A 23,903-nucleotide genomic window follows, 5' to 3' on the forward strand; every position below is an offset into this window, starting at 1 on the left:
GTCCTCACTCGGCCAGGGCGCGGCGCAGGGCCGCGGCGAGCTCGGCGATCTGCCGTCGCGACACCTCGGCGGACAGGATCGCGTGCGACCCGTGGAAGGTGCCGGGCCACTGGTGCAGCTCGACCGACACGCCCGCCTGCAGCAGGCGCACCGCGTAGTCGATGTCCTCGTCGCGGTTCGGGCAGAGCTCCGCGGTGGCGATGTAGGCGGGTGGCAGGCCGGACAGATCGGTGGCCCGCGCCGGGGTGGCGTACGGCGAGGCGGGCGCGGACCCCAGGTAGTGCCGCCACGCCGCGGTGACCGTGTCGCGGTTCATCCAGGGCGTGTCGGTGAAGTGCCGCGCCGACCAGGTCTCCTGCCGGTCGTCGAGGCCTGGCTGGTTGAGCAGCTGGAAGCGGATCCGCGGCCCCCGCTGGTCGCGCGCCCGCAACGCCGCCGCGGCCGCGAGCCCCGCGCCGGCGCTGTGACCTCCGACCGCGATCCGCTCCGGGTCGACGCCGAGTTCCGCCGCGTGCTCGGCCGCCCAGGCCAGCACGGCGTAGGTGTCGTCCAGGGCGGCCGGGAACGGGTGCTCGGGGGCCAGGCGGTAACCCACCGAGATCACCACCGCGCCGGAGGCGTCCGCGAGCCGGAGGGCCCACGGGTGCTCGGTGTCCACGTCACCCATGACGAACCCGCCGCCGTGCATCCAGACGACGGCGCCCCGCGCCCGGTGCGGGCGATAGATCCGCACCGCCACCTCCGGGTCGGCGGGTACCGTACGGTCCTCGATCTCCATGTCCGCGATGTCGGGTACCGGTATCGAGGTGGCCAGCTCGGCGAAGTTCTTGCGTTGGGTGACCGGGTCGGTCAGGTCTGCCTTCGGGATCAGCGGGAGGAATGCTTCAAGTTCGGGATCCATGGCCACGATGCTCGCAGTCGGTGTCCCGGACATCATCCGCCGCTTGTCGGGCATTCCGCCCTTGCCGCGCGACGATCGCCGCATATCCTTCCGGCATGGAGGCATTGGCCGCACGGCTGTCCCGGCTGGACTCGGAAGCCGGGGGCGCGCTCCGCGTCGTGATGTTCTACGACACGCTGATGCGCCGCCGGGTGGACCTTCCTGCGCTCGCGCGGGCCTCGGCGGGCCTGGCCGAGTGCGTGACCGGGATCCGGCTGCACGGCACCGGGCGGGCGATCCGCATGTCGCCCGACGGCGGGGAGGCGTCCGCCACGACGCCACCCGCGTCCACCACGGCGCCGATCACCCTCGACGGGGAGGAGGTCGGCACGGTGTGGCTGGAACGCCCGGGCCCTCCCGGCCCGCTCGACGAGCTGCTGCTGGACCGGCTCGCCATCGCCGCCACGGCGGTCGTCGAGAGGTACGGCCCGGCCCGCACCACCATGGCCGACCCCGCGCTCGTCGAACTGGTGATCAGCTCCGACAGCGACGAGGCGGCCAGGGCCCGGGCCCTGCGACTGCTGGGCTTCGCCGCCGACCTGCCGATCCGCGTCATCGCCGTACGGTCGCGGCGTCCGCTCGACCAGGTCGGCGGCCTGATCTGCCCGGCCCGCCCGGTGAAGGCGGCCCCGGTCGCCGACGTGGGCGTCATCCTGGCCACCACCATGGACCCGGCCCGCTTCCCGGCAGGCGTGCGGGCGGGCATCGGCGCCGCGGAGAGCCCCGACCGGTCCTGGCGGGAGGCCCGCACCGCCCTGCGCTTCACCACCCCGCGCCGGCCGGTCGTCCACCACGACGACCTGGGCGTGCTGGCGCTGCTCGCGCAGGTCCCCCAGGACACCGCGCGGGACAACGCCGACGTGGCCGCGATCGCCCGGATGGCCGGCACCCCGGAGGATCTGGACACCCTGGACGCCTACTGCGCCACCGGATCCCTGCGCCGGGCCGCGGACCTTCTCCACCTGCACCACAGCAGCGTCTCCCGCCGGCTCGAACAGATCGGGAAGACCCTGGGCGTCGAGCTCACCGAGCCCGCCGGGCTGGTACGGGCCAGGCTCGCCCTCACCGTGTGGCGGCTCCTCGACGACTGAGGAGGAGCCGCCTCGCCGGCCCGGGCGCCGCCGACGGTGGCCCGCCGTGCGCGGGGCGCGCCGGGTGAGGCCGCGCGGCGCCGGACCGGCCCGTGTGACGTGCCGAGCGTCTTCGGCCCGGCGCGTCAGGCGGGATAGCGGCGGGGGGTGAACACCACCCGGCCGCCGTCACCCCGCTCGACCACCCGCGTGGTGGACGAGCCCACCAGCAGCAGGCAGCGCATGTCGATCGCGTCGGGGTCCAGGTCGCCGAGGGTGGTGACGGTCATGCTCTCCCCGGGCCCGCCGACGTCGCGGCCGACGACCACGGGGGTCTCCGGCGCCCGGTGCTCCAGCAGCAGGTCCCGCGCGGCGGCCACCTGCCAGGTACGGCTCTTCGACGCCGGGTTGTAGATCGCCAGGACGAGGTCGGCCTTCGCCGCGGCGCTGATCCGCCCGGCGACCACCTCCCAGGGCTTGAGCAGGTCCGACAGCGACAGCACGCAGTAGTCGTGGCCGAGGGGAGCGCCGGCCCTGCTCGCCACCGCGTGCGCCGCGGTCAGGCCGGGCAGCACCCGTACCGGCACGTCCGCGAACCTCGGCTCGCACGCCACCTCCAGCACCGCGCTGGCCATCGCGAACACCCCGGGGTCGCCCGAGGACACCACGGCCACCCTCGATCCGGCCGCGGCCAGCTCCAGCGCGTGCGCGGCCCGTTCGGCCTCCACCCGGTTGTCGGTGGGGTGGCGGCGCTGGCGCGGGTTGGGCGGGACGCGGTCCAGGTAGGGGCCGTACCCGACGAGCTCGTCGACCCCGGCCAGCGCCTCCTGCGCCTCCGGCGTCAGCCACGGCCGCCCGGCGGGGCCGAGTCCCACCACGACCACCTCGCCGCGTGCCCTCGCCTCGCCCGGGGTCTCACCCGGGGTCCCGGCCGTGGCGGCGGGCGCGGGCCTCGCCGCGTTGACGGGACTCGGGATCAGCGCCAGAGAGAAGTACGGGACGCTGCCCGGGTCGACCTCGGCGAGGGGCGCGAGGCGCTGCTGCCCGGTGGTGGCGCGCTCGACGTACCAGGCCTCGTCGAGACGCCCGGCCTCGGCCAGCGCGTCGCGGACCTTGGTGAACGTACGACCGAGCTTCAGCACCGCCGCCGAGTCGGTGGCCGCCAGGCGCTCGGCGAGCACCTCCGCCGGGAGCGTTCCCGGCAGCACGGTCAGGACCTCGTCCCGCTCGACCAGCGGGCGCCCCAGGACCGCCGAGGCGCCGCTCACCGACGTCACGCCCGGCACGACCTCGGTGACGTAACGGTGCGACAGGCGCTTGTGCATGTGCATGTACGAGCCGTAGAAGAGCGGGTCGCCCTCGCACAGCACCACCACGTCGCGTCCGGCGTCCAGGTGGGCCGCCAGCCGCACCGCGCAGGCGGCGTAGAAGTCGTCGATCGCCCCCTGGTAGCCGCCGGGGTGGTCGGTGGTCTCGGTGGTGAGCGGGTAGATGAGAGCCTCCTCGACCTGGCCCTCCCGCAGGTAGGGGGCGGCCACCGAGCGGGCTATGCTCCGGCCGTGGCGGGCGCTGTGGAAGGCGATCACATCCGCTTCGCCGATCAGGCGGGCGGCCTTGACGGTCACCAGTTCGGGGTCGCCGGGTCCGAGCCCCACACCCCACAGCCGTCCGGTCACGTCGTCGCTCACTCTTCCTCGCTCGCGATCGCGTTGACCGCGGCGGCGGTCATCGCGCTTCCGCCCCGCCGTCCGTCCACGACCAGGTACTCCAGGTTCGCCGGGTGCTCGGCGAGGGCCTGCTTGGACTCGGCGGCACCGATGAAACCGACCGGGACGCCGAGTACGGCGGCCGGGCGGCCCGCGCCCTCCTCGACCATCTCCAGCAGCCGGAACAGCGCGGTCGGCGCGTTGCCGATCGCGACCACCGAGCCCTGGAGCCTGTCGCGCCACAGCTCCAGCGCGGCGGCGCTGCGGGTGGTGCCCAGTTCCGAGGCGAGTTCCGGCACCCGGGGGTCGCCGAGTGTGCAGATCACCTCGTTGCCCGCGGGCAGACGCCGCCGGGTCACCCCGGAGGCGACCATCATGGCGTCGCAGAGCACCGGCGCGCCCGCGCGCAGCGCCTCGCGCGCCGAGGCCACCACACCGGGTGACCAGCGCAGGTCGCTCACCAGGTCGACCATCCCGCAGGCGTGGATCATGCGGACCGCGACCCGGGCGACGTCGGCGGGCAGGCCGGACAGGTCGGCTTCCGCGCGGATGGTGGCGAAGGAGCGGCGGTAGATCTCCGCGCCGTCGCGGACGTAGTCGATCACAGTTCCCCTCTGGCGGCCGCCAGCGCGGCCGCGGTCTCCTCGATGCCGGAGCAGGTCAGATCGGTGCCGTCCAGCTCCAGGCGGTAGCCGTCACCGGTGGCGACCACATCCGCGACCCGCCCCCTCGGACGGCCGCAGCGCCTGCCGCAGCCCGCCCAGTGCACGGGGAGCGTATCGGTGCCCGGCCCGTTCCCGGACGGCGGGGCCGCGGGCGGCCCGCTCCCGGACGGCCCGCTCCCGGACGGTGCGGCCGTGGGCGGCGGGACGGCGGGCGGCGAGGTCGTGCCGACGGCTGCGGCTGCGGCTGCGGCGGTGGCGGTGGCGGTGGCGGTGGCGACGGCTATGGCGGTGGCCGCGTCGGCCTGGACGTCGGCCAGGGACTTGGCGCAGCCGGGGCGGCCGGTGCAGGCCGTCACACCGATCCACGGCGAGGCGGGGTCGACGACCAGCCCGGCGGCCTCCAGGCGGGCGGCCGTGCCCGCGACCTCGGCGCGGTCCAGGCCGGGCAGGACCACGCCACGCCACGGCGTGAGCCGGATCTCCCCGCCCGAGGCGGCGTCCGCGAGCATCAGTGCCAGCGCGGAGGTCAGCCGCCCCAGCGGGATCGCCACCCCGAGCGCGACCCGCGCGCCCCCGTCCCCGGTGCTGCCCCCGGTGCCGCTCGCGGAACCCGGCTCTCCTCCGGCGCCGGTTCCGCTTCCCGTCCCGTTCGCGCTCCCGATGACGCCGACCGGCCCGAGGGTCACGACCCGCGGTCTCACCGGGGCGAAGGGCGTCGTGCCGGGGACCCCGAGGGCGGTTCGCACGCGGGCGGCGATCAGGGAGGGACCGCCGGGGAGTTCGGCGATCCGCCAGGCGGTGACGTCCCGGGTGGCCAGCTCGTCGAGGAACGCCTCGGCGGCGGCGAGCAGGGCGGTCACGGCTCCGGTGAGCGGGACGCGCAGGCCGGTGTCGGTCCCGGCGAGGATCAGCGCGGCCTCGTCCGGCCCCGTGAGCAGGATCCCGGCGTCCGCGCCCAGACCGGCCACGTCCCCCCGGCCGTCGTCGAGGGCGAACATGAACCGCCCCGGCAGAGCGGCGAGGGCGGGGCGGGCGCACAACCGCCGGTCCAGCTCGCCGATCAGCGGTGTGACGTCGGCGATCCCGCCGCCGCGCGGATAGTGCGGACGATCTGAGATATCCGTGCTGTCCGGAGTGTCCGCACCGCTCGATCTGCTCGGTCCGCTCGATCTGCTTGGTCCGCTCGGTCCGGCCGGTTCGCTCGGTTCGGCCGGTTCGCTCGGTTCGGCCGGCCTGCTCAGCCCGGTCAACGCGCTCGGCCCGGTCGGCCCGTCCAGTCCGCTCGGCCCGTCCAGTCCGGTCAGCGGGGAGGCGAGGATGTTGCGGATCCGCTCGTGCGTCGCCGAGGGCAGCAGGCCCGCCCTCGCCATCCGCGCGGCGAACCCGTTCCCCGTGCCGTCCCCCGTAACGCCGTCCGGATCCTCCGGGCCGAGGCCGCGCACCTGGACGTTCGCGCGGGAGGTCAGCTCGATGACGCCGCCGCCGTACGCCGCGGCGGCCTCGGCGAGTTCGCGCAGCTGGAAGGGGGTGAGACGGCCTCCGGGCACGCGGACGCGGGCCAGGCCGCCGTCCGCGGCGGCATGGACCTGAAGCGCCCCGGGACACGCGTCGAGTCGCGATCGTCCGGAAAAGTCGGCAATGGACACTCGAAGGATGTTAACGCCAGTTTCTTGCAACGAACCGGACTGCCGTAGTGTCATCGGTGGCGACGGCAAAGGGAGGAAGCCGGTGTGATTCCGGCGCGGTCCCGCCACTGTAACCGGGGAGCGAACCCCACCCGGGCCACTGTCCGACGACGGGCGGGAAGGCCGGGGTGAGCACCGATCCGGGAGCCAGGAGACTCCAGCCGTCGCGGCCGACGACGACCCGGGGCGAGGACCCCGAGGGAGGAAGCTCCGTGCGCTCTTCGCCGTTCCCCCGCGACACCGTGGCATCGCCGTTCCCCCGCCGCACCGCGCGCTTTTCACGGTTCCCCCGCCACATCGTGGCGCCGTTCCCCCGCCACGCCGTGGCGCCCCTGGGCCGTACCGCCCTTCCTCTCCCGGAGTGTGGCGCGTGATCCTCCTGCTCTCGACCTCCGACACCGACCTGCTGAGCGCTCGCGCGAGCGGCGCCGGCTACCGGCTCGGCAACCCCGCCAGGCTCGCCGCCGCCGACCTCCCGCCGTTGCTGGAGGGCGCCGATCTGGTCGTGGTACGCCTGCTGGGAGGGCGCCGCGCCTGGGAGGAGGGGCTGGACGCCCTGCTCGCCGGCCCCCGGCCCGTCGTCGTGCTCGGTGGCGAGCAGGCGCCCGACGCCGAGCTGATGGAGCTGTCCACGGTGCCCGGCGGGGTCTGCGCCGAGGCGCACGCCTACCTCGCCCACGGCGGCCCGGCCAACCTGACCGAGCTGTACCGTTTCCTGTCCGACACGCTGCTGCTCACCGGCCACGGGTTCGCCGCGCCCGAGCCCACCCCCACCTGGGGAACGCTGGAACGCGAGGCCCGCGACCAGGAGGGACACGACGGTCCCGTCGTCGGAGTGCTCTACTACCGGGCCCACCACGTGGCCGGCAACACGGCCTTCGTCGAGGCGCTCTGCTCGGCGATCGAGGACGCGGGCGCGCGGGCGCTGCCGGTGTACTGCGCCTCCCTGCGCACCGCCGAGCCCGGCCTGGTGGAGGTCCTGCGTACGGTGGACGCCCTGGTGGTGACCGTGCTCGCCGCGGGCGGCACCCGTCCGGCGACCGCGTCGGCGGGCGGGGACGACGAGGCCTGGGACGTCGGCGCGCTCGCCGAGCTGGACGTGCCGATCCTGCAGGGCCTGTGCCTGACGAGCAGCCGGGCCTCCTGGGAGGAGAACGACGACGGCCTGTCGCCGCTGGACGCCGCCACCCAGGTCGCGATCCCCGAGTTCGACGGGCGGATCATCACGGTGCCGTTCTCCTTCAAGGAGGTCGACGAGGACGGGCTCACCGTCTACGTGGCCGACCCCGAGCGGGCCTCGCGGGTGGCGGGCATCGCGGTGCGCCACGCCGCGCTGCGGCACATCCCGCCCGCCGAGCGGCGGCTGGTGCTGATGCTGTCGGCCTACCCCACCAAGCACGCCCGCATCGGCAACGCCGTCGGCCTGGACACCCCGGCCAGCCTGGTGCGGCTGCTGGCCGCGCTGCACGAGCGCGGCTACGACATCGGCGCCGAGGACGAGCTGCCCGGGGTGACCGGGCAGGACGGCGACGCGCTCATCCACGCGCTGATCGCCGCGGGCGGGCAGGACCAGGACTGGCTCACCGAGGAGCAGCTCGCCGGGAACCCGGTGCGCATCGCGGCGAGCCGGTACGCCGAGTGGTACGCCACCCTCCCGGCGGACCTGCGCGCCCGGATGGAGGAACACTGGGGCCCGGCGCCCGGCGAGCTGTTCGTGGACAGGTCGCGCGACCCGGAGGGCGAGATCGTGCTGGCCGCGCTGCGCTCCGGCAACGTGGTGGTCATGGTGCAGCCGCCGCGCGGCTTCGGCGAGAACCCCATCGCGATCTACCACGACCCCGACCTGCCGCCCAGCCACCACTACCTGGCCGCCTACCGCTGGCTGGCCGACGGCTTCGGCGCGCACGCCGTGGTCCACGTGGGCAAGCACGGCAACCTGGAGTGGCTGCCCGGCAAGTCGGCGGGCCTGTCGGCCTCCTGCGGCCCGGACGCCGCGCTCGGCGACCTGCCGCTCATCTACCCGTTCCTCGTCAACGATCCCGGCGAGGGCACCCAGGCCAAGCGCCGCGCGCACGCCACCCTGGTCGACCACCTCGTCCCGCCGATGGCCCGCGCCGACAGCTACGGGGACATGGCCAGGCTGGAGCAGCTCCTCGACGAGCACGCCTCCATCGCGGCGATGGACCCGGCAAAGCTGCCCGCGATCCGCGCCCAGATCTGGACGCTGATCCAGGCCGCCAGGCTCGACCACGACCTCGGCGTCGCCGACCGCCCGCACGACGCCGAGTTCGACGACTTCCTGCTGCACATCGACGGCTGGCTGTGCGAGGTCAAGGACGTCCAGATCCGTGACGGCCTGCACGTGCTGGGAGCCGCCCCCGAGGGGCGGCCGCGCGTCGACCTGGTGCTGGCCATGCTCCGCGCCCGGCAGATGTGGGCGGGCGGCGAGGCGCTCGTCGGGCTGCGCGAGGCCCTCGGCCTGGCCGAGGACGGCAGCGCCGGACGGATCGGCGTCGACGAGGCAGAGACCCTGGCCCGCGCCCTGGTCGAGGCCATGGAGCACCGCGGCTGGGATCCGGCGGCGGCGGGGGAGGTGACGGCCGAGGTCCTGGGCCGGACGGACACCCCGGCAGGAGGCGCCGGTCCGACCGGCACGAACGACGCGCCCGGCCAGAGCGGCGCACCCGGCACGACCGGTTCGACCGGCACGAACGACGCGCCCGGCCAGGCCGGCGCGCCCGGCGCCGGGGGAGCGGCCGCCGCGCGCGGCGCGGATCCCGGGACGGTGGAGCGGATCCTGCGGTTCGCCGCCGTCGAGGTCGTGCCCAGGCTGGCGCGTACCACCGACGAGATCGACGCGATCCTGCACGCCCTCGACGGCGGTTACGTCCCTGCCGGGCCGAGCGGGTCGCCGCTGCGCGGGCTGATCAACGTGCTCCCCACCGGCCGCAACTTCTACTCGGTCGATCCCAAGGCCGTGCCGAGCAGGCTGGCGTGGGAGACCGGCCAGGCGATGGCCGACTCCCTGCTGGAGCGCTACCGCGCCGACACCGGTGACTGGCCGCGCTCGGTCGGGCTGTCGGTCTGGGGGACCAGCGCCATGCGCACCGCCGGGGACGACGTCGCCGAGGTGCTGGCGCTGCTCGGCGTGCGGCCGGTCTGGGACGAGGCCTCGCGCCGCGTCACCGGCCTGGAGCCGATCCCGGCCACCGAGCTGGGCCGCCCGCGCGTGGACGTCACCATCAGGATCAGCGGCTTCTTCCGCGACGCCTTCCCGCACGTCGTGGCGATGCTGGACGACGCCGTACGGCTGGCGGCCGGGCTGGAGGAGCCCGAGGAGCTCAACTACGTGCGGGCGCACGTGCTCGCCGACCAGGCCGAGCACGGCGACGAGCGCAGGGCCACCATGCGGATCTTCGGCTCCCGGCCGGGGGCCTACGGGGCCGGGCTGCTGCCGCTGATCGACAGCCGCAACTGGCGCGACGACGCCGACCTGGCCGAGGTGTACGCGGTCTGGGGCGGCTTCGCCTACGGCCGGGGCGTCGACGGCGTTCCCGCCAGGCAGGACATGGAGACGGCCTACCGCAGGATCGCCGTGGCGGCCAAGAACGTCGACACCCGCGAGCACGACATCGCCGACTCCGACGACTACTTCCAGTATCACGGCGGCATGATCGCCACCGTCCGGGCGCTCACCGGGAAGGCCCCGGCCGCCTACATCGGCGACAGCACCAGGCCGGACGCGGTCCGCACCAGGACGCTCTCCGAGGAGACGTCCAGGATCTTCCGCGCCAGGGTGGTCAACCCCCGCTGGCTGGCCGCGATGCGCAGGCACGGCTACAAGGGCGCCTTCGAGCTGGCCGCCACCGTCGACTACCTGTTCGGCTACGACGCCACCACCGGCGTCGTCGCCGACTGGATGTACGACAAGCTGGCCGCGACCTACGTGCTGGACCCGGAGAACCAGGCGTTCATGGCCCGGTCCAACCCGTGGGCGCTGCACGGGATCGCCGAGCGGTTGCTGGAGGCGGCCGGCCGGGGCATGTGGGAGCACCCCGACCCCGCCATCCTGCGCGACCTCCAGGAGGTCTACCTCAAGTCCGAGGGAGACCTGGAGGACGGCGCCTGACCTGCGGCCTCACCGGTCTCAGGCCTCACCGGCCGCGCGGCCTCATCGGCCCCGCGCGGCCCGCCCTCGCGGCGGGCCGCGCGGGGCACGCGCCCGGACGGGCGTTCAGCCCAGGGCGTGGTCCAGGTTGAACGCGGCGCTGATCAGCGCGAGGTGGGTGAAGGCCTGCGGGAAGTTGCCGAGCTGCTCGCCGGTCTGCCCGATCTCCTCGGCGTACAGGCCGAGGTGGTTGGCGTACGTGAGCATCTTCTCGAACGCCAGCCGGGCCTCGTCCAGGCGCCCGGCGCGGGTGAGCCCCTCGACGTACCAGAACGAGCAGATCGAGAAGGTGCCGTCCTCGCCGCGCAGCCCGTCCGGGCTGACCGCGGGGTCGTAGCGGTAGACCAGCGAGTCGGACACCAGGTTCGCGCCGAGCGCGTCGAGGGTCGACAGCCACTTCGGGTCGATGGGGGAGATGAACTTCGCCATCGGCATCATCAGCACCGAGGCGTCCAGGACGTCGTCGTCGAAGTGCTGGACGAACGCCCGCAGCTCCTGCGACCAGCCGCGCCGCATGATCTGCCGGTAGATCGCGTCGCGGGCCAGCTGCCAGCGCGGCGTGTCGGCGGGCAGCCCGCGGCGGGCGGCCATCCGCATGGCCCGCTCGATCGCCACCCAGCACATCAGCCGCGAGTAGACGAAGTCCTTGCGTCCGCCGCGCGTCTCCCACACGCCCTCGTCGGGCCGGTCCCAGTTGTCGCAGACCCAGTCCACCAGGATGTGGACGTCGTCCCACAGGGCGCTGGAGATCGGCTGGTGCCACTTGTCGTAGAGGTAGACGGAGTCGAGGAGGGCGCCGTAGATGTCCAGCTGGAGCTGGTCCACGGCGGCGTTCCCCACGCGCACCGGGGCCGAGCCCTGGTACCCCTCGAGGTGGGGCAGCTCGATCTCGGGCAGCTCGGTGCGCCCGTCGATGCCGTACATGATCTGCAGCGGGCCCGAGGGGCCGCCGCCGTCGCGGCTGACGTGCCGGGACAGGAATCCCATGAACGCCTCGGCCTCCTCGCCGAAGCCCAGCCGCAGCAGCGCGTACACGCAGAACGCCGAGTCGCGGATCCAGACGTAGCGGTAGTCCCAGTTGCGCTCCCCGCCGAGCTGCTCGGGCAGGCTGGTCGTCACGGCGGCCACGATCCCGCCGGTCGGCGCGTACGTGAGGAGCTTCAGCGTCAGCGCGGACCGGTGGACCATCTCCCGCCACCGGCCCCGGTACCTCGACGAGGACAGCCAGCGGCGCCAGTACGTCACGGTCGAGGCGAACTCCTCCTCGGCCTCCTCGATCGGGCACGCGCGCAGCGCCACGTCGTCGCCGAACCTGTCGAGGGCGAACACCGCGCACTCGCCCTCGTTGAGCTTGAACTCCGACCGCACGTCCTGGCCGTCCACCTCCAGGGTGGTGCTGGACGACAGGGTCAGCGACAGCGACGGCGACTCGAAGAGCGCCCGGCCCCGGTGCATGGTCAGGGTGTGGGACTGCCTGCCGTAGTCGAACCGCGGAGCCACCCGCGCCCGGAACGGCAGCGACCCGCGGACGCATCTCACCCGCCGGATCAGCCGGTGCCGGGCGCCGTCGCGCGTGTCGCCGACGATCGGCATGAAGTCCTGGATCTCGCCCACCCCGTCGGCGGCGGAGAAGCGGGTGATCAGCACGTTGGTGTCGGGGAAGTAGAACTGCTTGGTCCTGGCCGGGGTGGCCGTGCCCAGCTCGAACGATCCGCCCCGGACGGCGTCCAGGATCGAGCCGAACACGCTGGGCGCGTCGAATCGCGGGCAGCAGTACCAGACGATGGTGCCGCCGGTGTCCACCAGCGCCGCGGTGTGCAGGTCGCCGATCAGCCCGTGGTCGGCGATGGGCCGGTATCCGGGGGCGCCCGCCGGGTCCTGACGAGCGGATTCCGCTGCTGTCATGTCGGCCTTCTCACATCGCGAGCCGGGCACCTACGCCCTCAAGCTACGTGCCCCGGACGCCTGCCCGGTTCCGTCCCGCGTCAAGGAGTCGGCACGTTTCCCGCCGCCGACGGCAAACGACGGCAAACGACGGCAAAGGCCCCCCGATGACGGCCACGTCACCGGGCGCGGGTGCGCATCCCGGCTGTGACTCCCGCCGACCCCCGCCGACTCCCGGCGGCTCCCGGCGGCTCCCGGCCCGGGGCCGTCACCGGGCGCGGGTGTCACCTCCGGCGGGGAGCCGGGGCTCAGGCGCTCTCGGAGCGTCCCAGCCGCCAGTAGCCCATGAAGGCCACCGCCGAGCGGTCGATCCCGGCCTCCTGCACCAGGTGGCGGCGGAGCAGCTTGACCACGCCCGCCTCGCCCGCCAGCCAGGCGTACAGGCCGTCGCCCTTCGAGGCCTCGGGGACCTCCCAGAGGATCCCCTCGTCGACGTCGACGTCCTCCAGCGGGTTCGCGGCGCCGGGACCGGCGGGGGAGGCGGGCCCGCCGGTGAGGGCACCGCCCGGCGCGGTGAGCGCGCTCAGGGTGTCGCGTACGGCCGGGATGAGCAGGTCGCCGTGGCGGGCCCCCTCACGGGGCAGCCAGACGACCTCCACGCCGGGACGGACGTCCAGCGGGAGCGCGTCGGCGGCCTCGGGGACCTCCAGCAGCGCGGTGGCGCGCACGGAGCCGGAGAGCGACTCGACGATCGCGGCGATGGCGGGCACGGCCGTCTCGTCCCCGGCCAGCAGCAGGTGCGACGCCCCGGCGGGCGGGGCCCACTCCCGGCCGCCGACGGGGCCGGGGTGGGCGGCGTTGGGACCGACCACCACGACCCGGTCGCCCGGGGTGACGCGGGTCGCCCACCGGGAGGCGGGACCGCTCTCACCGTGCAGGACGAAGTCGACGTCGAGCTCGCGCAGCTCGGGCCGCACGGCCCGCGCGGTGTAGGTGCGGATCGGGTTGCGCAGCTCGTCGGGGAGCGCCCGCCACCGCTGGTACCAGTCGTCTCCGTCGCCCAGCGGGGTGATGCCGCCGTCCGGCAGCGGGAGGATGACCTTGATCCGCTGGTCGAATCCCTTGTCGGCGAAGCCCGCCAGGTCCTCGCCGCCGAAGGTGACCCGGACGAAGTTCGGGCTGAGCCGCGCCGTCCGCACGACCTCCGCCTGATGGCCGCGATAGGCCGGAACCTCCGCCGCGCGCTCCAGGGTCTGCTCGCTGCCCGCTGTCATCGTGCCGCCTTCACTGGGAAATGCCGTCCCCAGCAACTTAGCTTTGCCTAACCTTATTCGGCAACCTGGTGCGATCTCCGTTCTGTCCCGGTCTCGGGTGATTTTTTTCGTACGGTCACGTGGCCTGCGCCGGTGCGGTCACGCGGCTTCCGTCTGCGCGGTCACGCGGCTTCCGTCCGTGCGGTCACGCGGCGCGGGCCTCCTCGCCCTCGCGCGTCTCCCGCGCGCCGCGCCGCGCCTTCCCGCCGAGGTCCGGCCCGGGGGCGGGCCGCGTGCCGGTACGGCCGGGGATCCCGGTGCCGTCGGCCCGCTTCGGAAGGCCCGTGCGGTACGGCTCGCACGCCCAGCTCGGCCTGCTCACGCGGAGCGTCTCGCGGCCCCGGGGCGCGGTGTCCGGCAGGCCCGGCCCGCCCTGCCCGCCCGGATGGAGCGCCACGGTGTGCGGGAGCGCCTTCCAGGCCGGCGGCGTCTCCGCGCGCAGGAGCGTCTCCTCGACCGGACACGTCACGCCGGTCCACAGGTCCGCCCGTTCCCGCCGCCCGCCTCTCCTGCGGTGCCGTCCCGCCGAGACGCGGGGGCGCAGCCGGGACAGGACGAACGTCGTGCCGAGGACGAAGGTCAGCACCCCGACGATCACGACGGTCTCCATGGAGACGGGGAGCGTTCCCGGCACGTCCGCCGGGGGAGTGGAGCCCGGGGCGAGTGCCGGGCGGATCTCGATCCGCCCGGCGGCCTGCGGGGCCGCGGCGTCCTCCCCGGAGGCGGCGCCCGTCAGTTTCTCCTTGACCTTGCGCGGCAGCCCGTATCCGACGACCTTGCTCTGGTCGCGCGTCTTGCGCTTCAGCCAGATCCGGTCGACGTTTCCCTCGATGGTGTGGATCGTTCCACCGTTCACGCTCTCGACGACGCCGACATGGTCGATCCCCTTGATGTCCTTGCCGCCGGACCAGTCGAAGAAGACCAGGGCGCCAGGCTCCGGATTCCGGGTCCACGCGTCGTGGGTCTCGAACCAGCGCGCCTGCGACGGTGTCCAGGCGAACTGCCCGACGTACTCCTGCACGCCCGCCTTCTCCGCCGCCCAGGCGATGAACATCGCGCACCAGGGGGCCGTCCTGTACTGCGGGTCCTGGGCCACGTTGACCGCGTACCACTCACCGAACTTGCTGTGCTGGCCGGATCCCTCCCGGTACCCGAGTTCGGGCTTGATGGTCCTGAGCAGATCGTCACCGATCGGATCCATGGCTGTGAGCCACCCCGTCCACTCTCCTCCCCTTCGGAGAAGGGGGCGCCGTCCGACAAAGCTGGACTGTATTCGCAGAAAAACGGAAAAGTGAGGCTATTTGCTTAAAAAGCCGAGTCGGGAGGCTGTCGAATACCGGATTCGGCGAAAGGCGGGAAAGGCGCCCCCGCGGCATCTACCATCGACTGCCCACCCGTGCCGGCCGCCGGCTCCGGACCCCGCTCCGGTCCCGGTGCGTGGGGGGTGGGCGGCCCAAAAGCGCCGGGGCCGTTCGCGCACAACGGGCATATCCCAATTCACCCCGCGCTCACGGGTCACACCGGTACGCCTCCCTGTCCATCGGGTCGAATAGCATGTGATGGCACGTGCGCGGCATGCGCCGGTGCCGACGCCGAGGCCTTCCCTCCCGGTCCGGCGAAAAACGGGGACACGAAGGCGGAACGGGTTTTCCATGTTCGACGACAAGACGCAGGAGACCCTCCGCCGCCTCCTTGACCTCGCCGAGCACCCCGCGACCTCGCAGGCCGAGCGAACCCTGGCCGTCGCGCGGGTACGGGCCCTCATCATGGTGCCCGAGGGCGACGCCCGGCGGGCACCGGTCACCCCGGCGATGGAGGCGGGAATCCTCCGCAGGGTCAGGCCGCTCGCCCATCGGGTCGACGAGGACCTGGTGAACGAGGTGCACGGCGACCTCTACGCCTTCAGCACCCGCTACCGGGTGATCGGCGAGCTCGCCGAGGAGATCGCCCTCCTGCTCGAACGCTGGAGCGCCGTCGTCCCGCAGAAGCGCCACCGCCACGAGGAGGCCGTCAGGACCGCGGCCGCGAAGCTCGTCTACCTGCTGGAGCGCCGCGACCTCTTCCGCAAGCCCAAGTGGGGCAACCGCCCGCGAACCCGCTAGAACCCACGGGGGAGGCGGGCCTCCGGCGGGCGCCTCAGCGGTCCGGCAGGTCGGGCCGGTCGGGCGGTCGGGCCGCGCGGTCCGGGCGGTCCGGGCGCTCGGCGAGCAGCGGCAGCAGCGGGTTCCAGGCGGTCCCGTCCCGGGCGTCGCGCCGCCGCCGGGCGATGGCGCTCAACGCCTCGAGCACCACGCGGTTGGCCAGCGCGGCGGTGATGTCGGCGTGGTCGTAGGGCGGGCTGACCTCCACGACGTCGATCCCGACGACCGGCAGTTCCAGGCAGACGCGCCGTACGGAGTCCAGGAGCTGGCGCGCGGTGAGGCCGCCGGGCTCCGGCGTCCCGGTGCCCGGCGCGTGGCCCGGGTCGCACACGTCGATGTCGACGGACAGGAAGACGCCGTCGCACTCGTCGACGGCGATGGCGAAGGCCTCGGTCAGGCACTCCCGCAGGCCGCGGTGCGTGATCTCGGTCATCTCGTACGAGCGCATCGCCCGTTCGGCCATCCAGTCCAGCGTCTCCGGCGGCGGCCAGTAGCCGCGCAGGCCGATCTGCAGGAACCGGTCGCCGCGCAGCGCCCCCGACTCGATGAGCCTGCGCATCGGCTGCCCGTGCCCCCACAGCGAGCCGAACTCGATGTCGCCGGTGTCCGCGTGGGCATCGAAGTGGATCATCGAGATCCGGCCGTGCCCGAGGACGTTGGCCACCCCCTTCGCGTCGGGGAAGGCGATCGAGTGGTCACCGCCCAGGATCACCGGAACGGCTCCGGAGCGGGCGATCTTCTCGACGGCGGCCTCCAGGGCGGCCAGCGACGCCAGGATGTCGCCGGGCGGCATCTCGACGTCGCCCGCGTCCAGGACGCGCAGGTCGCGCAGCCCGTCGGTGCGCAGCGCCAGGCTGGGACGCGCCCCGTCGTGCGGCAGGTAGTCGGTCATCCTGATCGCCTGCGGCCCGAAGCGCGCGCCCGGCCGGTGCGAGGTGCCGCCGTCGAACGGCGCCCCCACGATCACGATGTCGGCGCCCGCGTGACTCGCGGGATCGTCCAGCGAGCACCGCTCGACGCCGAGGAAGGTGATGTCGGGCCCGAACTGGGGCCCGTAGCGGCTCGTCACCGTTCCCCCGGCGGGAAGGCGCGTTCCCCCGGCGGGAGGGCACCGCTTCGCGAGCGCCCGCGGCCCGTCGCCGCCGGGCACGGCTCGCGGGGACACACGAGGACACGTGGGGTGAGTGGTGGCCGTGGCCCGGGGAGACTTTCCGCCCGCGCGAGGCACGACCTCGCGCGATCCGGCGATTCGTCCCGGGGCCACGGCGTGTGAACTGGCAGATCCCGATGCCCGGCGGGGGAAGGGCAGCCGGTCACCGTGGGATGAGTGGGACCCGCCAGAGCTCTCCGTCGACGCGCTGACCGGGGGTGCGTGACCGCCGCACCGCGGTACGCACAACCGTGACGGTAAGCAGCCCTGGGCGGGTGCCTCAATGATGTTGCCGGATGTTGCGTGGAATTCGCCGTCGCGCGGCGGACGCCGCCACGGGCGTCCGCCGGCCGATCGGCGCGCCGGCCGGCCGGCGCGCCGCGGAAGGAGCCACGCGGGCAGGCCGCGAGACCGGGACCGCGAGACCACGCGGGCTCGCGCGGGGTCACGGAGCCGGGCTCCGCCGGCGCCACGGCGGCCGGCCGGGGTCCGTGGCCCGCCCGCGACGTCATCTGCCGGTCGGCTCACCGGTGGGGTCGTCGGCCTCGCTCTCCGGCGCGGGATCGTCACCGGCGCCGAGCTCCTTGCGCAACCGGTCGATGTCCATGCTGTGGCTGCTGTACTTCAGCTCGCGAGCAACCTTCGTCTGCTTAGCCTTGGCTCGGCCCCGTCCCATTGGCTGTACTCCCTCGCGCAGGCCGTGCTCGGCCTCTCGTCACTGTCGCATCGCCGGCTGGCGCGCTCTGACGCCGCAGGTCAGTCTGCGGTAGCCGTACCAAGTATCCCGCTTCGCGGTCGATCCGTCATCGATCGGGCTCGAACCGGCTGCGGGCCCTGTTGGAAAACGGCCGTCGCCATCATAGCCAACGTCATTACGATTTGAAGAATTATGCAATTTGCCACATCATGAGGAACGGTGTGCCGATAAACCAGACGCCGGGGAGTGACCTGATCCACGGGAGGTGGGGGACATGAGCGAGTTCGCGGCGGAGCTACGGGCGCGCATCGCCGATGTCGACGGCGAGCTGGAGCTCATGCGCCAGGCCTTCGACGATCACTCGGTCGAGGTCCTGTCCGGGCGGCTGGAGAACCTGCTGCGCATCGCCGACCGGCACGGCGTCGACGTGCGGTACGCCGGTGGCGGGCCCGTCGCCGGAGCTGTGTGATCATGCCGGTGCCGCTGCACCAGGCCAAGGCCGAACTCTTCCGCACCATCGGCCATCCGGTCCGCGTCCAGGTGCTGGAGCTGCTGCGGGACGGCCCCCTGCCGGTGCGGGATCTCCTGAGCGCCATCGACGTCGAGGCCTCCAACCTCTCCCAGCAGCTCGCCGTGCTGCGCCGCGCGGGAGTCGTGACCGCCACCCGGGACGGCGCCACCGTCGTCTACGCCCTGTCCACCCAGGACCTGGCCGAGCTGATGGCCGTGGCGCGGTCGATCCTGGCCGGGGTGCTCGCCGAGCAGGGTGAGCTGCTCGCCGAGCTGCGCGCCGAGGCTCGCGGCTAGCGGTTTCGCGTTCCTGGGAGGGGTGCGCGAGACCGGGTGAGGCCCGGCGGGACGCGCGCTTCCCGGACACGGGCCCCTGTGCGGATTTGTACCGGGACAGGACGTTCCCGCGGGCGCATCCTGCGAGAAGACGGCGGCGGACCGCCGTCACGAGGCAGACCAGCGCGGACCAGCGCAGACCAGTGAGGTACGCCATGTGCCGGCACGAAACCCCATGTCCCCCGGCCTACGCCCCCGGCCGGGAGGCCGCGAGACCGATCGCCTCCCACCCCGAGCAGGGCTGGAGCCTGCTCTGCAACGGGGTGGTGCTCTTCGAGGACACCGGCGAGCTGCTGCCCGACGGCCGGGCCGTCCCGCCGCACCGCCCGCCCGTCGCGTCCTCCCGGCCCGCCGTCCAGCCCGCCGCTCAGCCCGCGATGGCGGTCTCGGGGTCGTGGCCGTAGAGCCAGGCGCTCTGCCGGAGCGGGTCGCTGCCGGCCAGGGCCGCGTCGCGCTCCAGCTGGGCGGGCCCGTCGGGCAGGTGGTTCTGCACCTCGCGGCCCCGGCTCATCAGCTGCACCCGCGAGGCCCGGGGCCTGCGGATCTCCTCGTAGCGGGCCAGAGCCTTCGCCACCGTGTCGCCGGTGGCGTCGCGCAGGCAGCTGGTGAGGACCACCGCGTCCTCGACCGCCTGGGCGGCGCCCTGGCCGAAGAAGGGCAGCATCGAGTGGGCGGCGTCACCCAGCAGGGCCACCCGCCCCGACGTCCAGCGCTCCAGGGGGGCGCGATCGTACAGCGCCCAGCGCTTGGTCTCGGTGGCCGCGGCGATCAGTTGTCCCAGCCGGGGGTCCCACGTCTCGAACTCGCGCGCCAGGTCCTCGAGCCGCCCGTCGGCCGTCCACGACTCGACGCGCCACTCGCCGGCGGGCACGATCGCGACGATGTTGATCAGCTTTCTGTCCCTGATGGGGTAGTGGACGAAGTGGCGGCCGGGACCCAGCCAGAGCGTCTGCACCCGGCGCAGCGCCAGCTCCGGTGCCCGCTCGGCGTCGACCAGGCACCGGTAGGCGCACAGCCCGGAGAAGCGCGGCGGCTCCTCGTCGACGATCGCGGGCCGGACGGCCGAGTGGATGCCGTCCGCGCCGATCACCACGTCGGCGGCCACCGTCGTCTTCACGCCGCCGGTGCCGGTGAAGACCAGCTCGGCCCCCTCGCGTTCCTGCCGCAGCACCTCCAGCCGCCGGTCGGTCCTGACCGCTTCGGCGGGCAGGGCCTCCAGCAGCATGTCCAGCAGGTCGGCCCGGTGCGCGACGTAGCAGTCGGTGCCGTACAGCCGCCGGCACTCCTCGCCCATCGGCTGGGAGGACAGCACCCGGCCGTCCTCCCAGCGCCTGAACTCCCAGGCGGTCTCCAGGGGGACGGCGAAGGACGCCAGCCGCTCGCCGAGCCCGGCCCGCACCAGGGGACGGACCATGTTGGGGCCCACCACGATTCCCGCGCCGACCTCGCGCAGCTCGGCGGCCTGCTCGTACACGACGGCCTCGAGGCCGGCCTGCCGCAGCAGCAGCGCGGTGGCCAGCCCGCCGAGGCCTCCTCCGACAATGGCGATCTTCACTCAGGGGTTCCTCTCCTCGGGCGGCGTCTCACCCCGCGGTACCGCGGTGCTCCTCGATGAGGTGTCTCATCAGCAGGTCCTCGCCGAAGTCGTTGGCCGGGTCGCGCCACACGCTGTGGGCGTGGTCGGCGTCGTCCTCGGTGTTGTCGAACTCGATCAACGTGACCGGGCCCTGGATCCGGTAGTAGTGGCCGAGCCCGTAGTCGTCGGCGCCGGCCCAGGCGAAGTGCAGGTCGCCCTCCCCGCCCGCGCCGCCGGCGGCGCGGACGCGGTCCATCTCGGCGGCCACCTGGCCGGGCCTGGCCCGGTCGAGGTAGCACTCCAGCAGCTCGTCGAACGCGCGCCGCTGCCGGGAGGTCAGGTCGGCGGCGGCGATCCCGCGCGGGTGCGACCTGATGTAGCGCAGGGCCTGCCGGTCGGCCTCGGTGATCATCGCGTCCCGCCGGCCGACCCCGTGCAGGCCGGGCAGCTCCACCTCGCCGATCCTCGGCACCGTGCGGGTGACGAAGTCCGCCGGGGGGACCGGGTGGATGATCGCCCGTGCCCGCCGCCCGTCGTCCAGGGAGCGCAGCAGCGCGAACCCCAGGTCCTCCTCCTCGCCCAGCACCCGGTACGGGCCGAAGCGGGCCGGCTCCGAGCCCAGCAGGAACGGCGTCACGGCCAGGTGGTCCTGGTTGACGATCGTGAAGTTCAGCGACAGGTGGTGGCCGACCAGCCGCCATCCCCACACCGAGTCGGGGTTGGGCTGCCCGAAGAACGTCAGGAAGTACATCCCCGGGTTGCGGAACTCCCTGGCCACGTGCCCGAACCGTTCCAGGTTCAGCTCGCGCAGCACGTGCTCCAGCGAGATCACCTGCACCACCTGCGCGTACGCCCGCTCCGAGCAGCACTGGGCGATCAGCCGGTGCGCCAGGATGCCCTGGTCGAAGCTCAGGTCCCGCAGTGGCACCCCGGCGCGTCCCGAGGCGGGCAGGAAGTTCCAGTTCGAGCGGTCGGCGTCGTCGAAGGGCAGCAGCGCGCGGGCCCGCTGCTCGCCGTCCAGGGCGTCGTACAGCGCCATCGCGGCGAAGGTGATCAGGGTGACGTTGAAGTCCCCGGGACGCTCCTCAAGACCCGAGCGCGGTATCCGCCCGGCGGTGGGGTGGGCGCCTCGTCCATGAGGGGAGTGGCTGAAATGCGAGGTTTGCGACATCGGTCAGCTCTCCGGCCAGGCCACGATCGGGTTGCGCACCGACCCCAGCCGGTCGATCTCCACCTCGACCACGTCCCCGGGCCGCAGGAAGCGCGCCGGGGTGCGCGCGTGCCCCACCCCGGCGGGGGTGCCGGTCGCCACCAGGTCGCCGGGGCGCAGCGTCATGGTCCGGCTCAGGTGTGCCAGCACCCGCCCGACCGGGAAGATCATGTCCTTGGTGTCGCCGTCCTGGACGACCTCGCCGTTGACCCGGGTCACCAGCCGGAGCCCGCCGGCCGGGTCGCCCACCTCGTCGGCGGTCACCACCGGCCCGATCGGCCCGCTGTGGTCGGAGTTCTTGCCGAGCGTCCACTGCGCGGTCAGCCGCTGCGCCCGGCGGGCGCTCAGGTCGTTGAAGGTCGCGTAGCCGAACACCCCCGCCAGCGCGGTCTCCTCGTCCACGCACCGCAGCTCCGCGCCGACCACCGCGACCAGCTCGACCTCCCAGTCCAGGCCCGCCTCGTCCGGCGGCACCGGGACCGGCGTCCCGTCGACCGCGAGCGACGCCGTCCACCGCCCGAAGATCGCCGGTGTCTCCGGGATCGGGAAACCGCCCTCGGCGGCGTGCGCCCGGTAGTTCAGCCCGACGCACACCACCCGCGCGGAACCGGCCACCGCCGGGGCCAGGCTCAGCCCGGCGAGCTCCCGCCCGGCGAGCTCCTCTCCGGTGAGCTCGCGCGCCCTCGCGGTCCAGCCGGGCAGGTCCTCGTAGAACTCGCCCGCCTCGGCCAGCGGCGCCACCCGGTCTCCACCGGTCAGCACGCCCACCCGGACCTGGCGCCCGTCCCGAAAACCGACAAACCTCATCGTTCACTCCCGATGCTCCCGGTGACGGGAACCACAGCAGCCTCGAACGCACCCGTACGTCGCTCTAGACTCATCCGGAGATCTTCGTACATTCCACCCCAATGCGGTAGGGGGAGTTCGCCGTACGGGGTTCGAACGCCTCAGTTGAGGAACTGTCGATGTATGGACGCACTCGCGCACGTCGACGCCTACTGGCGCGCGGCCAACTACCTGTCGGTCGGCCAGATCTACCTGCTGGACAACCCGCTGCTGGCCGAGCCGCTGAGACCGGAGCACATCAAGCCCCGGCTGCTGGGGCACTGGGGGACCACGCCGGGGCTGAACCTCTGCTTCGCCCACCTGAACCGGATCATCACCGAACGCGACCAGGACATGATCTACATCGCCGGTCCCGGGCACGGCGGCCCGGCGGCGGTGGCGCACGCCTGGCTGGAGGGCTCCTACACCGAGCGCTACCCCGACATCTCCCGGGACGCCGAGGGGATGCGGCGGTTGTTCCGGCAGTTCTCCTTCCCCGGTGGCATCCCCAGCCACGTGGCGCCCGAGACGCCCGGCTCGATCCACGAGGGCGGCGAGCTCGGATACTCCCTGGCCCACGCCTACGGGGCCGCGTTCGACAACCCGGACCTGGTGGTGGCGTGTGTCATCGGTGACGGGGAGGCCGAGACCGGGCCGCTGGCGGCCAGCTGGCACAGCAACAAGTTCCACGCGCCGGGCCGCGACGGCGCCGTACTGCCGATCCTGCACCTGAACGGCTACAAGATCGCCAATCCGACCGTGCTGGCCCGCATCCCCGAGGCCGAGCTGGTCAAGCTCATGGAGGGCTACGGATACCGCCCGCACCTGGTGTCCGGGGACGAGCCCGAGGCCGTGCACCAGATCATGGCCGAGACCCTGGAGACGGTGTTCGACCAGATCGCCGAGGGCGGCCGGCCACCGATGATCATTCTGCGGACGCCGAAGGGGTGGACCGGGCCGCACGAGGTCGACGGCCTGCCGGTGGAGGGCACCTGGCGCTCACATCAGGTGCCGCTGTCGGGGGTGCGCGACAACCCCGAGCACCTGGCGATGCTGGAGGAGTGGATGCGCTCCTACCGGCCGCAGGAGCTGTTCGACGCCGAGGGGCGGCCGGTGGCCGAGGTCGTGGGGACGGTGCCCGAGGGGCCGCTGCGGATGAGCGCCAACCCGCACGCCAACGGCGGCGAGCTGCTGCGGCCGCTGGCGCTGGGCGACTTCCGCGAGTACGCGGTCGAGGTCAAGTCGCCCGCCACCGCCACGACCGAGCCCACCAGGGTGCTGGGCGCCTTCCTGCGCGACGTCATCGCCGCCAACCCCGACACCTTCCGGCTGATGGGCCCCGACGAGACCGCCTCCAACCGGCTGCAGGCGGTCTTCGAGGTCACCGACCGGGCCTGGAACGCCGTCCTGCAGGACGACGACGACCACCTCGCGCCGGGCGGCCGCGTCATGGAGGTGCTCAGCGAGCACCTGTGCCAGGGCTGGCTGGAGGGCTACCTGCTGACCGGCCGCCACGGCCTGTTCAACTGCTACGAGGCGTTCATCCACATCATCGACGCGATGTTCAACCAGCACGCCAAGTGGCTGGAGTCCTCCCGGAAGATCCCCTGGCGCAGGCCGGTCGCCTCGCTGAACTATCTGCTGTCCTCGCACGTGTGGCGCCAGGACCACAACGGGTTCTCCCACCAGGATCCCGGCTTCCTGGACGTGGTGATGAACAAGAAGGCCTCCGTGGTGCGCGTCTACCTGCCGCCGGACGCCAACACGCTGCTGTCGACGGCCGACCACTGCCTGCGCTCCCGCGACTACGTCAACGTCATCGTGGCCGGCAAGCAGCCGGTGCTGGACCTGCTGCCGATGGACGAGGCGATCGCGCACTGCACGCGGGGGCTGGGCGTGCTGGAGTGGGCCAGCACCGACGCCGGGACCGAGCCGGACGTGGTGCTGGCGTGCGCCGGGGACGTGCCCACCCTGGAGACGCTGGCGGCGGCCGCGCTGCTCCGCGAGCACCTGCCCTCGTTGAAGGT

General features: G+C 73.5%; 19 protein-coding genes and 1 riboswitch. Of the genes, 7 read left to right on the top strand and 12 right to left on the bottom strand.

The features are described 5' to 3' along the window. Window positions 1–4: 4 nt before the first annotated feature. A complete protein-coding gene (locus ACTOQ1_RS27355; RefSeq protein ID WP_440070870.1) occupies window positions 5–901 on the bottom strand; it encodes an alpha/beta hydrolase in 897 nt (298 codons plus the stop codon). Between the two features lie 95 nt (window positions 902–996). Here ACTOQ1_RS27355 and ACTOQ1_RS27360 point away from each other — a divergent pair, with 95 nt between their 5' ends. Next, complete coding sequence (locus ACTOQ1_RS27360) at window positions 997–2,031, top strand: PucR family transcriptional regulator (RefSeq protein WP_440070871.1); 1,035 nt, start codon at window positions 997–999, stop codon at window positions 2,029–2,031. A 125-nt stretch (window positions 2,032–2,156) separates the two neighbouring features. Here the strand turns inward: ACTOQ1_RS27360 and ACTOQ1_RS27365 are convergent, their stop codons facing one another. The 3 genes from ACTOQ1_RS27365 to ACTOQ1_RS27375 are packed head-to-tail and all read right to left on the bottom strand — an operon-like array spanning window position 2,157 to window position 6,027. Further along, entirely contained in the window at window positions 2,157–3,686 is a 1,530-nt protein-coding gene (locus tag ACTOQ1_RS27365; RefSeq protein WP_440070889.1) for a precorrin-2 C(20)-methyltransferase, read from the bottom strand. An 8-nt stretch (window positions 3,687–3,694) separates the two neighbouring features. After that, window positions 3,695–4,321 carry a precorrin-8X methylmutase gene (locus ACTOQ1_RS27370; RefSeq protein WP_440070872.1) on the bottom strand — a complete coding sequence of 209 codons (627 nt, stop codon included), beginning with the start codon at window positions 4,319–4,321 and terminating at the stop codon, window positions 3,695–3,697. Then, window positions 4,318–6,027 (bottom strand): hypothetical protein, encoded by a 1,710-nt coding sequence (locus ACTOQ1_RS27375; RefSeq protein WP_440070873.1) that lies wholly within the window; start codon window positions 6,025–6,027, stop codon window positions 4,318–4,320. The genes ACTOQ1_RS27370 and ACTOQ1_RS27375 overlap by 4 nt, the downstream gene beginning before the upstream one ends. A gap of 46 nt (window positions 6,028–6,073) precedes the next feature. Then, window positions 6,074–6,246: riboswitch (cobalamin riboswitch) on the top strand. Window positions 6,247–6,436: 190 nt separating this feature from the next. Here ACTOQ1_RS27375 and cobN point away from each other — a divergent pair. Further along, window positions 6,437–10,195 carry a cobaltochelatase subunit CobN gene (gene cobN / locus ACTOQ1_RS27380; protein WP_440070874.1) on the top strand — a complete coding sequence of 1,253 codons (3,759 nt, stop codon included), beginning with the start codon at window positions 6,437–6,439 and terminating at the stop codon, window positions 10,193–10,195. A gap of 105 nt (window positions 10,196–10,300) precedes the next feature. Here the strand turns inward: cobN and ACTOQ1_RS27385 are convergent, their stop codons facing one another. The 3 genes from ACTOQ1_RS27385 to ACTOQ1_RS27395 all read right to left on the bottom strand — a co-directional run bounded on the left by ACTOQ1_RS27385 (window position 10,301) and on the right by ACTOQ1_RS27395 (window position 14,632). Beyond that, a complete protein-coding gene (locus tag ACTOQ1_RS27385) occupies window positions 10,301–12,139 on the bottom strand; it encodes a glycoside hydrolase family 15 protein (protein ID WP_440070875.1) in 1,839 nt (612 codons plus the stop codon). A gap of 287 nt (window positions 12,140–12,426) precedes the next feature. Next, window positions 12,427–13,392: a siderophore-interacting protein gene (locus tag ACTOQ1_RS27390; RefSeq protein WP_440070876.1), complete on the bottom strand. Its 966-nt coding sequence runs from the start codon at window positions 13,390–13,392 to the stop codon at window positions 12,427–12,429. A 184-nt stretch (window positions 13,393–13,576) separates the two neighbouring features. After that, complete coding sequence (locus tag ACTOQ1_RS27395; protein WP_440070877.1) at window positions 13,577–14,632, bottom strand: CHAP domain-containing protein; 1,056 nt, start codon at window positions 14,630–14,632, stop codon at window positions 13,577–13,579. A gap of 451 nt (window positions 14,633–15,083) precedes the next feature. Between ACTOQ1_RS27395 and ACTOQ1_RS27400 the strand changes: the two genes are divergently transcribed. Further along, window positions 15,084–15,533, top strand: a complete 450-nt coding sequence (locus ACTOQ1_RS27400; protein WP_362850642.1) for a hypothetical protein — start codon at window positions 15,084–15,086, stop codon at window positions 15,531–15,533. Window positions 15,534–15,567: 34 nt separating this feature from the next. Here ACTOQ1_RS27400 and speB read toward each other — a convergent pair whose 3' ends face one another. Beyond that, window positions 15,568–16,641 carry an agmatinase gene (gene speB, locus ACTOQ1_RS27405; protein ID WP_440070878.1) on the bottom strand — a complete coding sequence of 358 codons (1,074 nt, stop codon included), beginning with the start codon at window positions 16,639–16,641 and terminating at the stop codon, window positions 15,568–15,570. Window positions 16,642–17,230: 589 nt separating this feature from the next. Next, the gene (locus tag ACTOQ1_RS27410; RefSeq protein ID WP_344743362.1) at window positions 17,231–17,398 is read right to left on the bottom strand and encodes a DUF3073 domain-containing protein; all 168 of its coding nucleotides are present in this window, start codon (window positions 17,396–17,398) and stop codon (window positions 17,231–17,233) included. Between the two features lie 295 nt (window positions 17,399–17,693). Between ACTOQ1_RS27410 and ACTOQ1_RS27415 the strand changes: the two genes are divergently transcribed. From ACTOQ1_RS27415 to ACTOQ1_RS27425, 3 genes are all read left to right on the top strand, one after another. After that, window positions 17,694–17,888: a hypothetical protein gene (locus ACTOQ1_RS27415; RefSeq protein WP_440070879.1), complete on the top strand. Its 195-nt coding sequence runs from the start codon at window positions 17,694–17,696 to the stop codon at window positions 17,886–17,888. 2 nt (window positions 17,889–17,890) lie between these two features. After that, window positions 17,891–18,226: an ArsR/SmtB family transcription factor gene (locus tag ACTOQ1_RS27420; protein ID WP_440070880.1), complete on the top strand. Its 336-nt coding sequence runs from the start codon at window positions 17,891–17,893 to the stop codon at window positions 18,224–18,226. Between the two features lie 194 nt (window positions 18,227–18,420). Beyond that, window positions 18,421–18,669: a DUF5999 family protein gene (locus tag ACTOQ1_RS27425; RefSeq protein WP_440070881.1), complete on the top strand. Its 249-nt coding sequence runs from the start codon at window positions 18,421–18,423 to the stop codon at window positions 18,667–18,669. Here the strand turns inward: ACTOQ1_RS27425 and ACTOQ1_RS27430 are convergent. The 3 genes from ACTOQ1_RS27430 to ACTOQ1_RS27440 are packed head-to-tail and all read right to left on the bottom strand — an operon-like array spanning window position 18,633 to window position 21,858. Continuing rightward, window positions 18,633–19,820 (bottom strand): FAD-dependent monooxygenase, encoded by a 1,188-nt coding sequence (locus tag ACTOQ1_RS27430; protein ID WP_440070882.1) that lies wholly within the window; start codon window positions 19,818–19,820, stop codon window positions 18,633–18,635. The genes ACTOQ1_RS27425 and ACTOQ1_RS27430 overlap by 37 nt on opposite strands. A 28-nt stretch (window positions 19,821–19,848) precedes the next feature. Next, on the bottom strand, window positions 19,849–21,012 hold the full coding sequence (locus ACTOQ1_RS27435) for a DUF3500 domain-containing protein (RefSeq protein ID WP_440070883.1): 1,164 nt from the start codon (window positions 21,010–21,012) through the stop codon (window positions 19,849–19,851). A 3-nt stretch (window positions 21,013–21,015) separates the two neighbouring features. Beyond that, the gene (locus tag ACTOQ1_RS27440) at window positions 21,016–21,858 is read right to left on the bottom strand and encodes a fumarylacetoacetate hydrolase family protein (protein WP_440070884.1); all 843 of its coding nucleotides are present in this window, start codon (window positions 21,856–21,858) and stop codon (window positions 21,016–21,018) included. Between the two features lie 162 nt (window positions 21,859–22,020). Between ACTOQ1_RS27440 and ACTOQ1_RS27445 the strand changes: the two genes are divergently transcribed. Further along, the coding region (locus tag ACTOQ1_RS27445) for a phosphoketolase family protein (RefSeq protein WP_440070885.1) at window positions 22,021–23,903 on the top strand (1,883 nt) is incomplete at its 3' end.

The sequence above is a fragment of the Streptosporangium sp. OZ121 genome, assembly GCF_051918885.1.
Classification (GTDB): domain Bacteria; phylum Actinomycetota; class Actinomycetes; order Streptosporangiales; family Streptosporangiaceae; genus Streptosporangium.

Excerpts from the sequence above, each read along its gene's own strand:
- ACTOQ1_RS27355 (WP_440070870.1), bottom strand. The coding sequence starts at position 901 with ATGGATCCCGAACTTGAAGCATTCCTCCCGCTGATCCCGAAGGCAGAC.
- ACTOQ1_RS27360 (WP_440070871.1), top strand. The coding sequence starts at position 997 with ATGGAGGCATTGGCCGCACGGCTGTCCCGGCTGGACTCGGAAGCCGGG.
- ACTOQ1_RS27385 (WP_440070875.1), bottom strand. The coding sequence starts at position 12,139 with ATGACAGCAGCGGAATCCGCTCGTCAGGACCCGGCGGGCGCCCCCGGA.
- ACTOQ1_RS27390 (WP_440070876.1), bottom strand. The coding sequence starts at position 13,392 with ATGACAGCGGGCAGCGAGCAGACCCTGGAGCGCGCGGCGGAGGTTCCG.
- ACTOQ1_RS27395 (WP_440070877.1), bottom strand. The coding sequence starts at position 14,632 with ATGGATCCGATCGGTGACGATCTGCTCAGGACCATCAAGCCCGAACTC.
- ACTOQ1_RS27400 (WP_362850642.1), top strand. The coding sequence starts at position 15,084 with ATGTTCGACGACAAGACGCAGGAGACCCTCCGCCGCCTCCTTGACCTC.
- ACTOQ1_RS27410 (WP_344743362.1), bottom strand. The coding sequence starts at position 17,398 with ATGGGACGGGGCCGAGCCAAGGCTAAGCAGACGAAGGTTGCTCGCGAG.
- ACTOQ1_RS27415 (WP_440070879.1), top strand. The coding sequence starts at position 17,694 with ATGAGCGAGTTCGCGGCGGAGCTACGGGCGCGCATCGCCGATGTCGAC.
- ACTOQ1_RS27420 (WP_440070880.1), top strand. The coding sequence starts at position 17,891 with ATGCCGGTGCCGCTGCACCAGGCCAAGGCCGAACTCTTCCGCACCATC.
- ACTOQ1_RS27425 (WP_440070881.1), top strand. The coding sequence starts at position 18,421 with ATGTGCCGGCACGAAACCCCATGTCCCCCGGCCTACGCCCCCGGCCGG.
- ACTOQ1_RS27435 (WP_440070883.1), bottom strand. The coding sequence starts at position 21,012 with ATGTCGCAAACCTCGCATTTCAGCCACTCCCCTCATGGACGAGGCGCC.
- ACTOQ1_RS27440 (WP_440070884.1), bottom strand. The coding sequence starts at position 21,858 with ATGAGGTTTGTCGGTTTTCGGGACGGGCGCCAGGTCCGGGTGGGCGTG.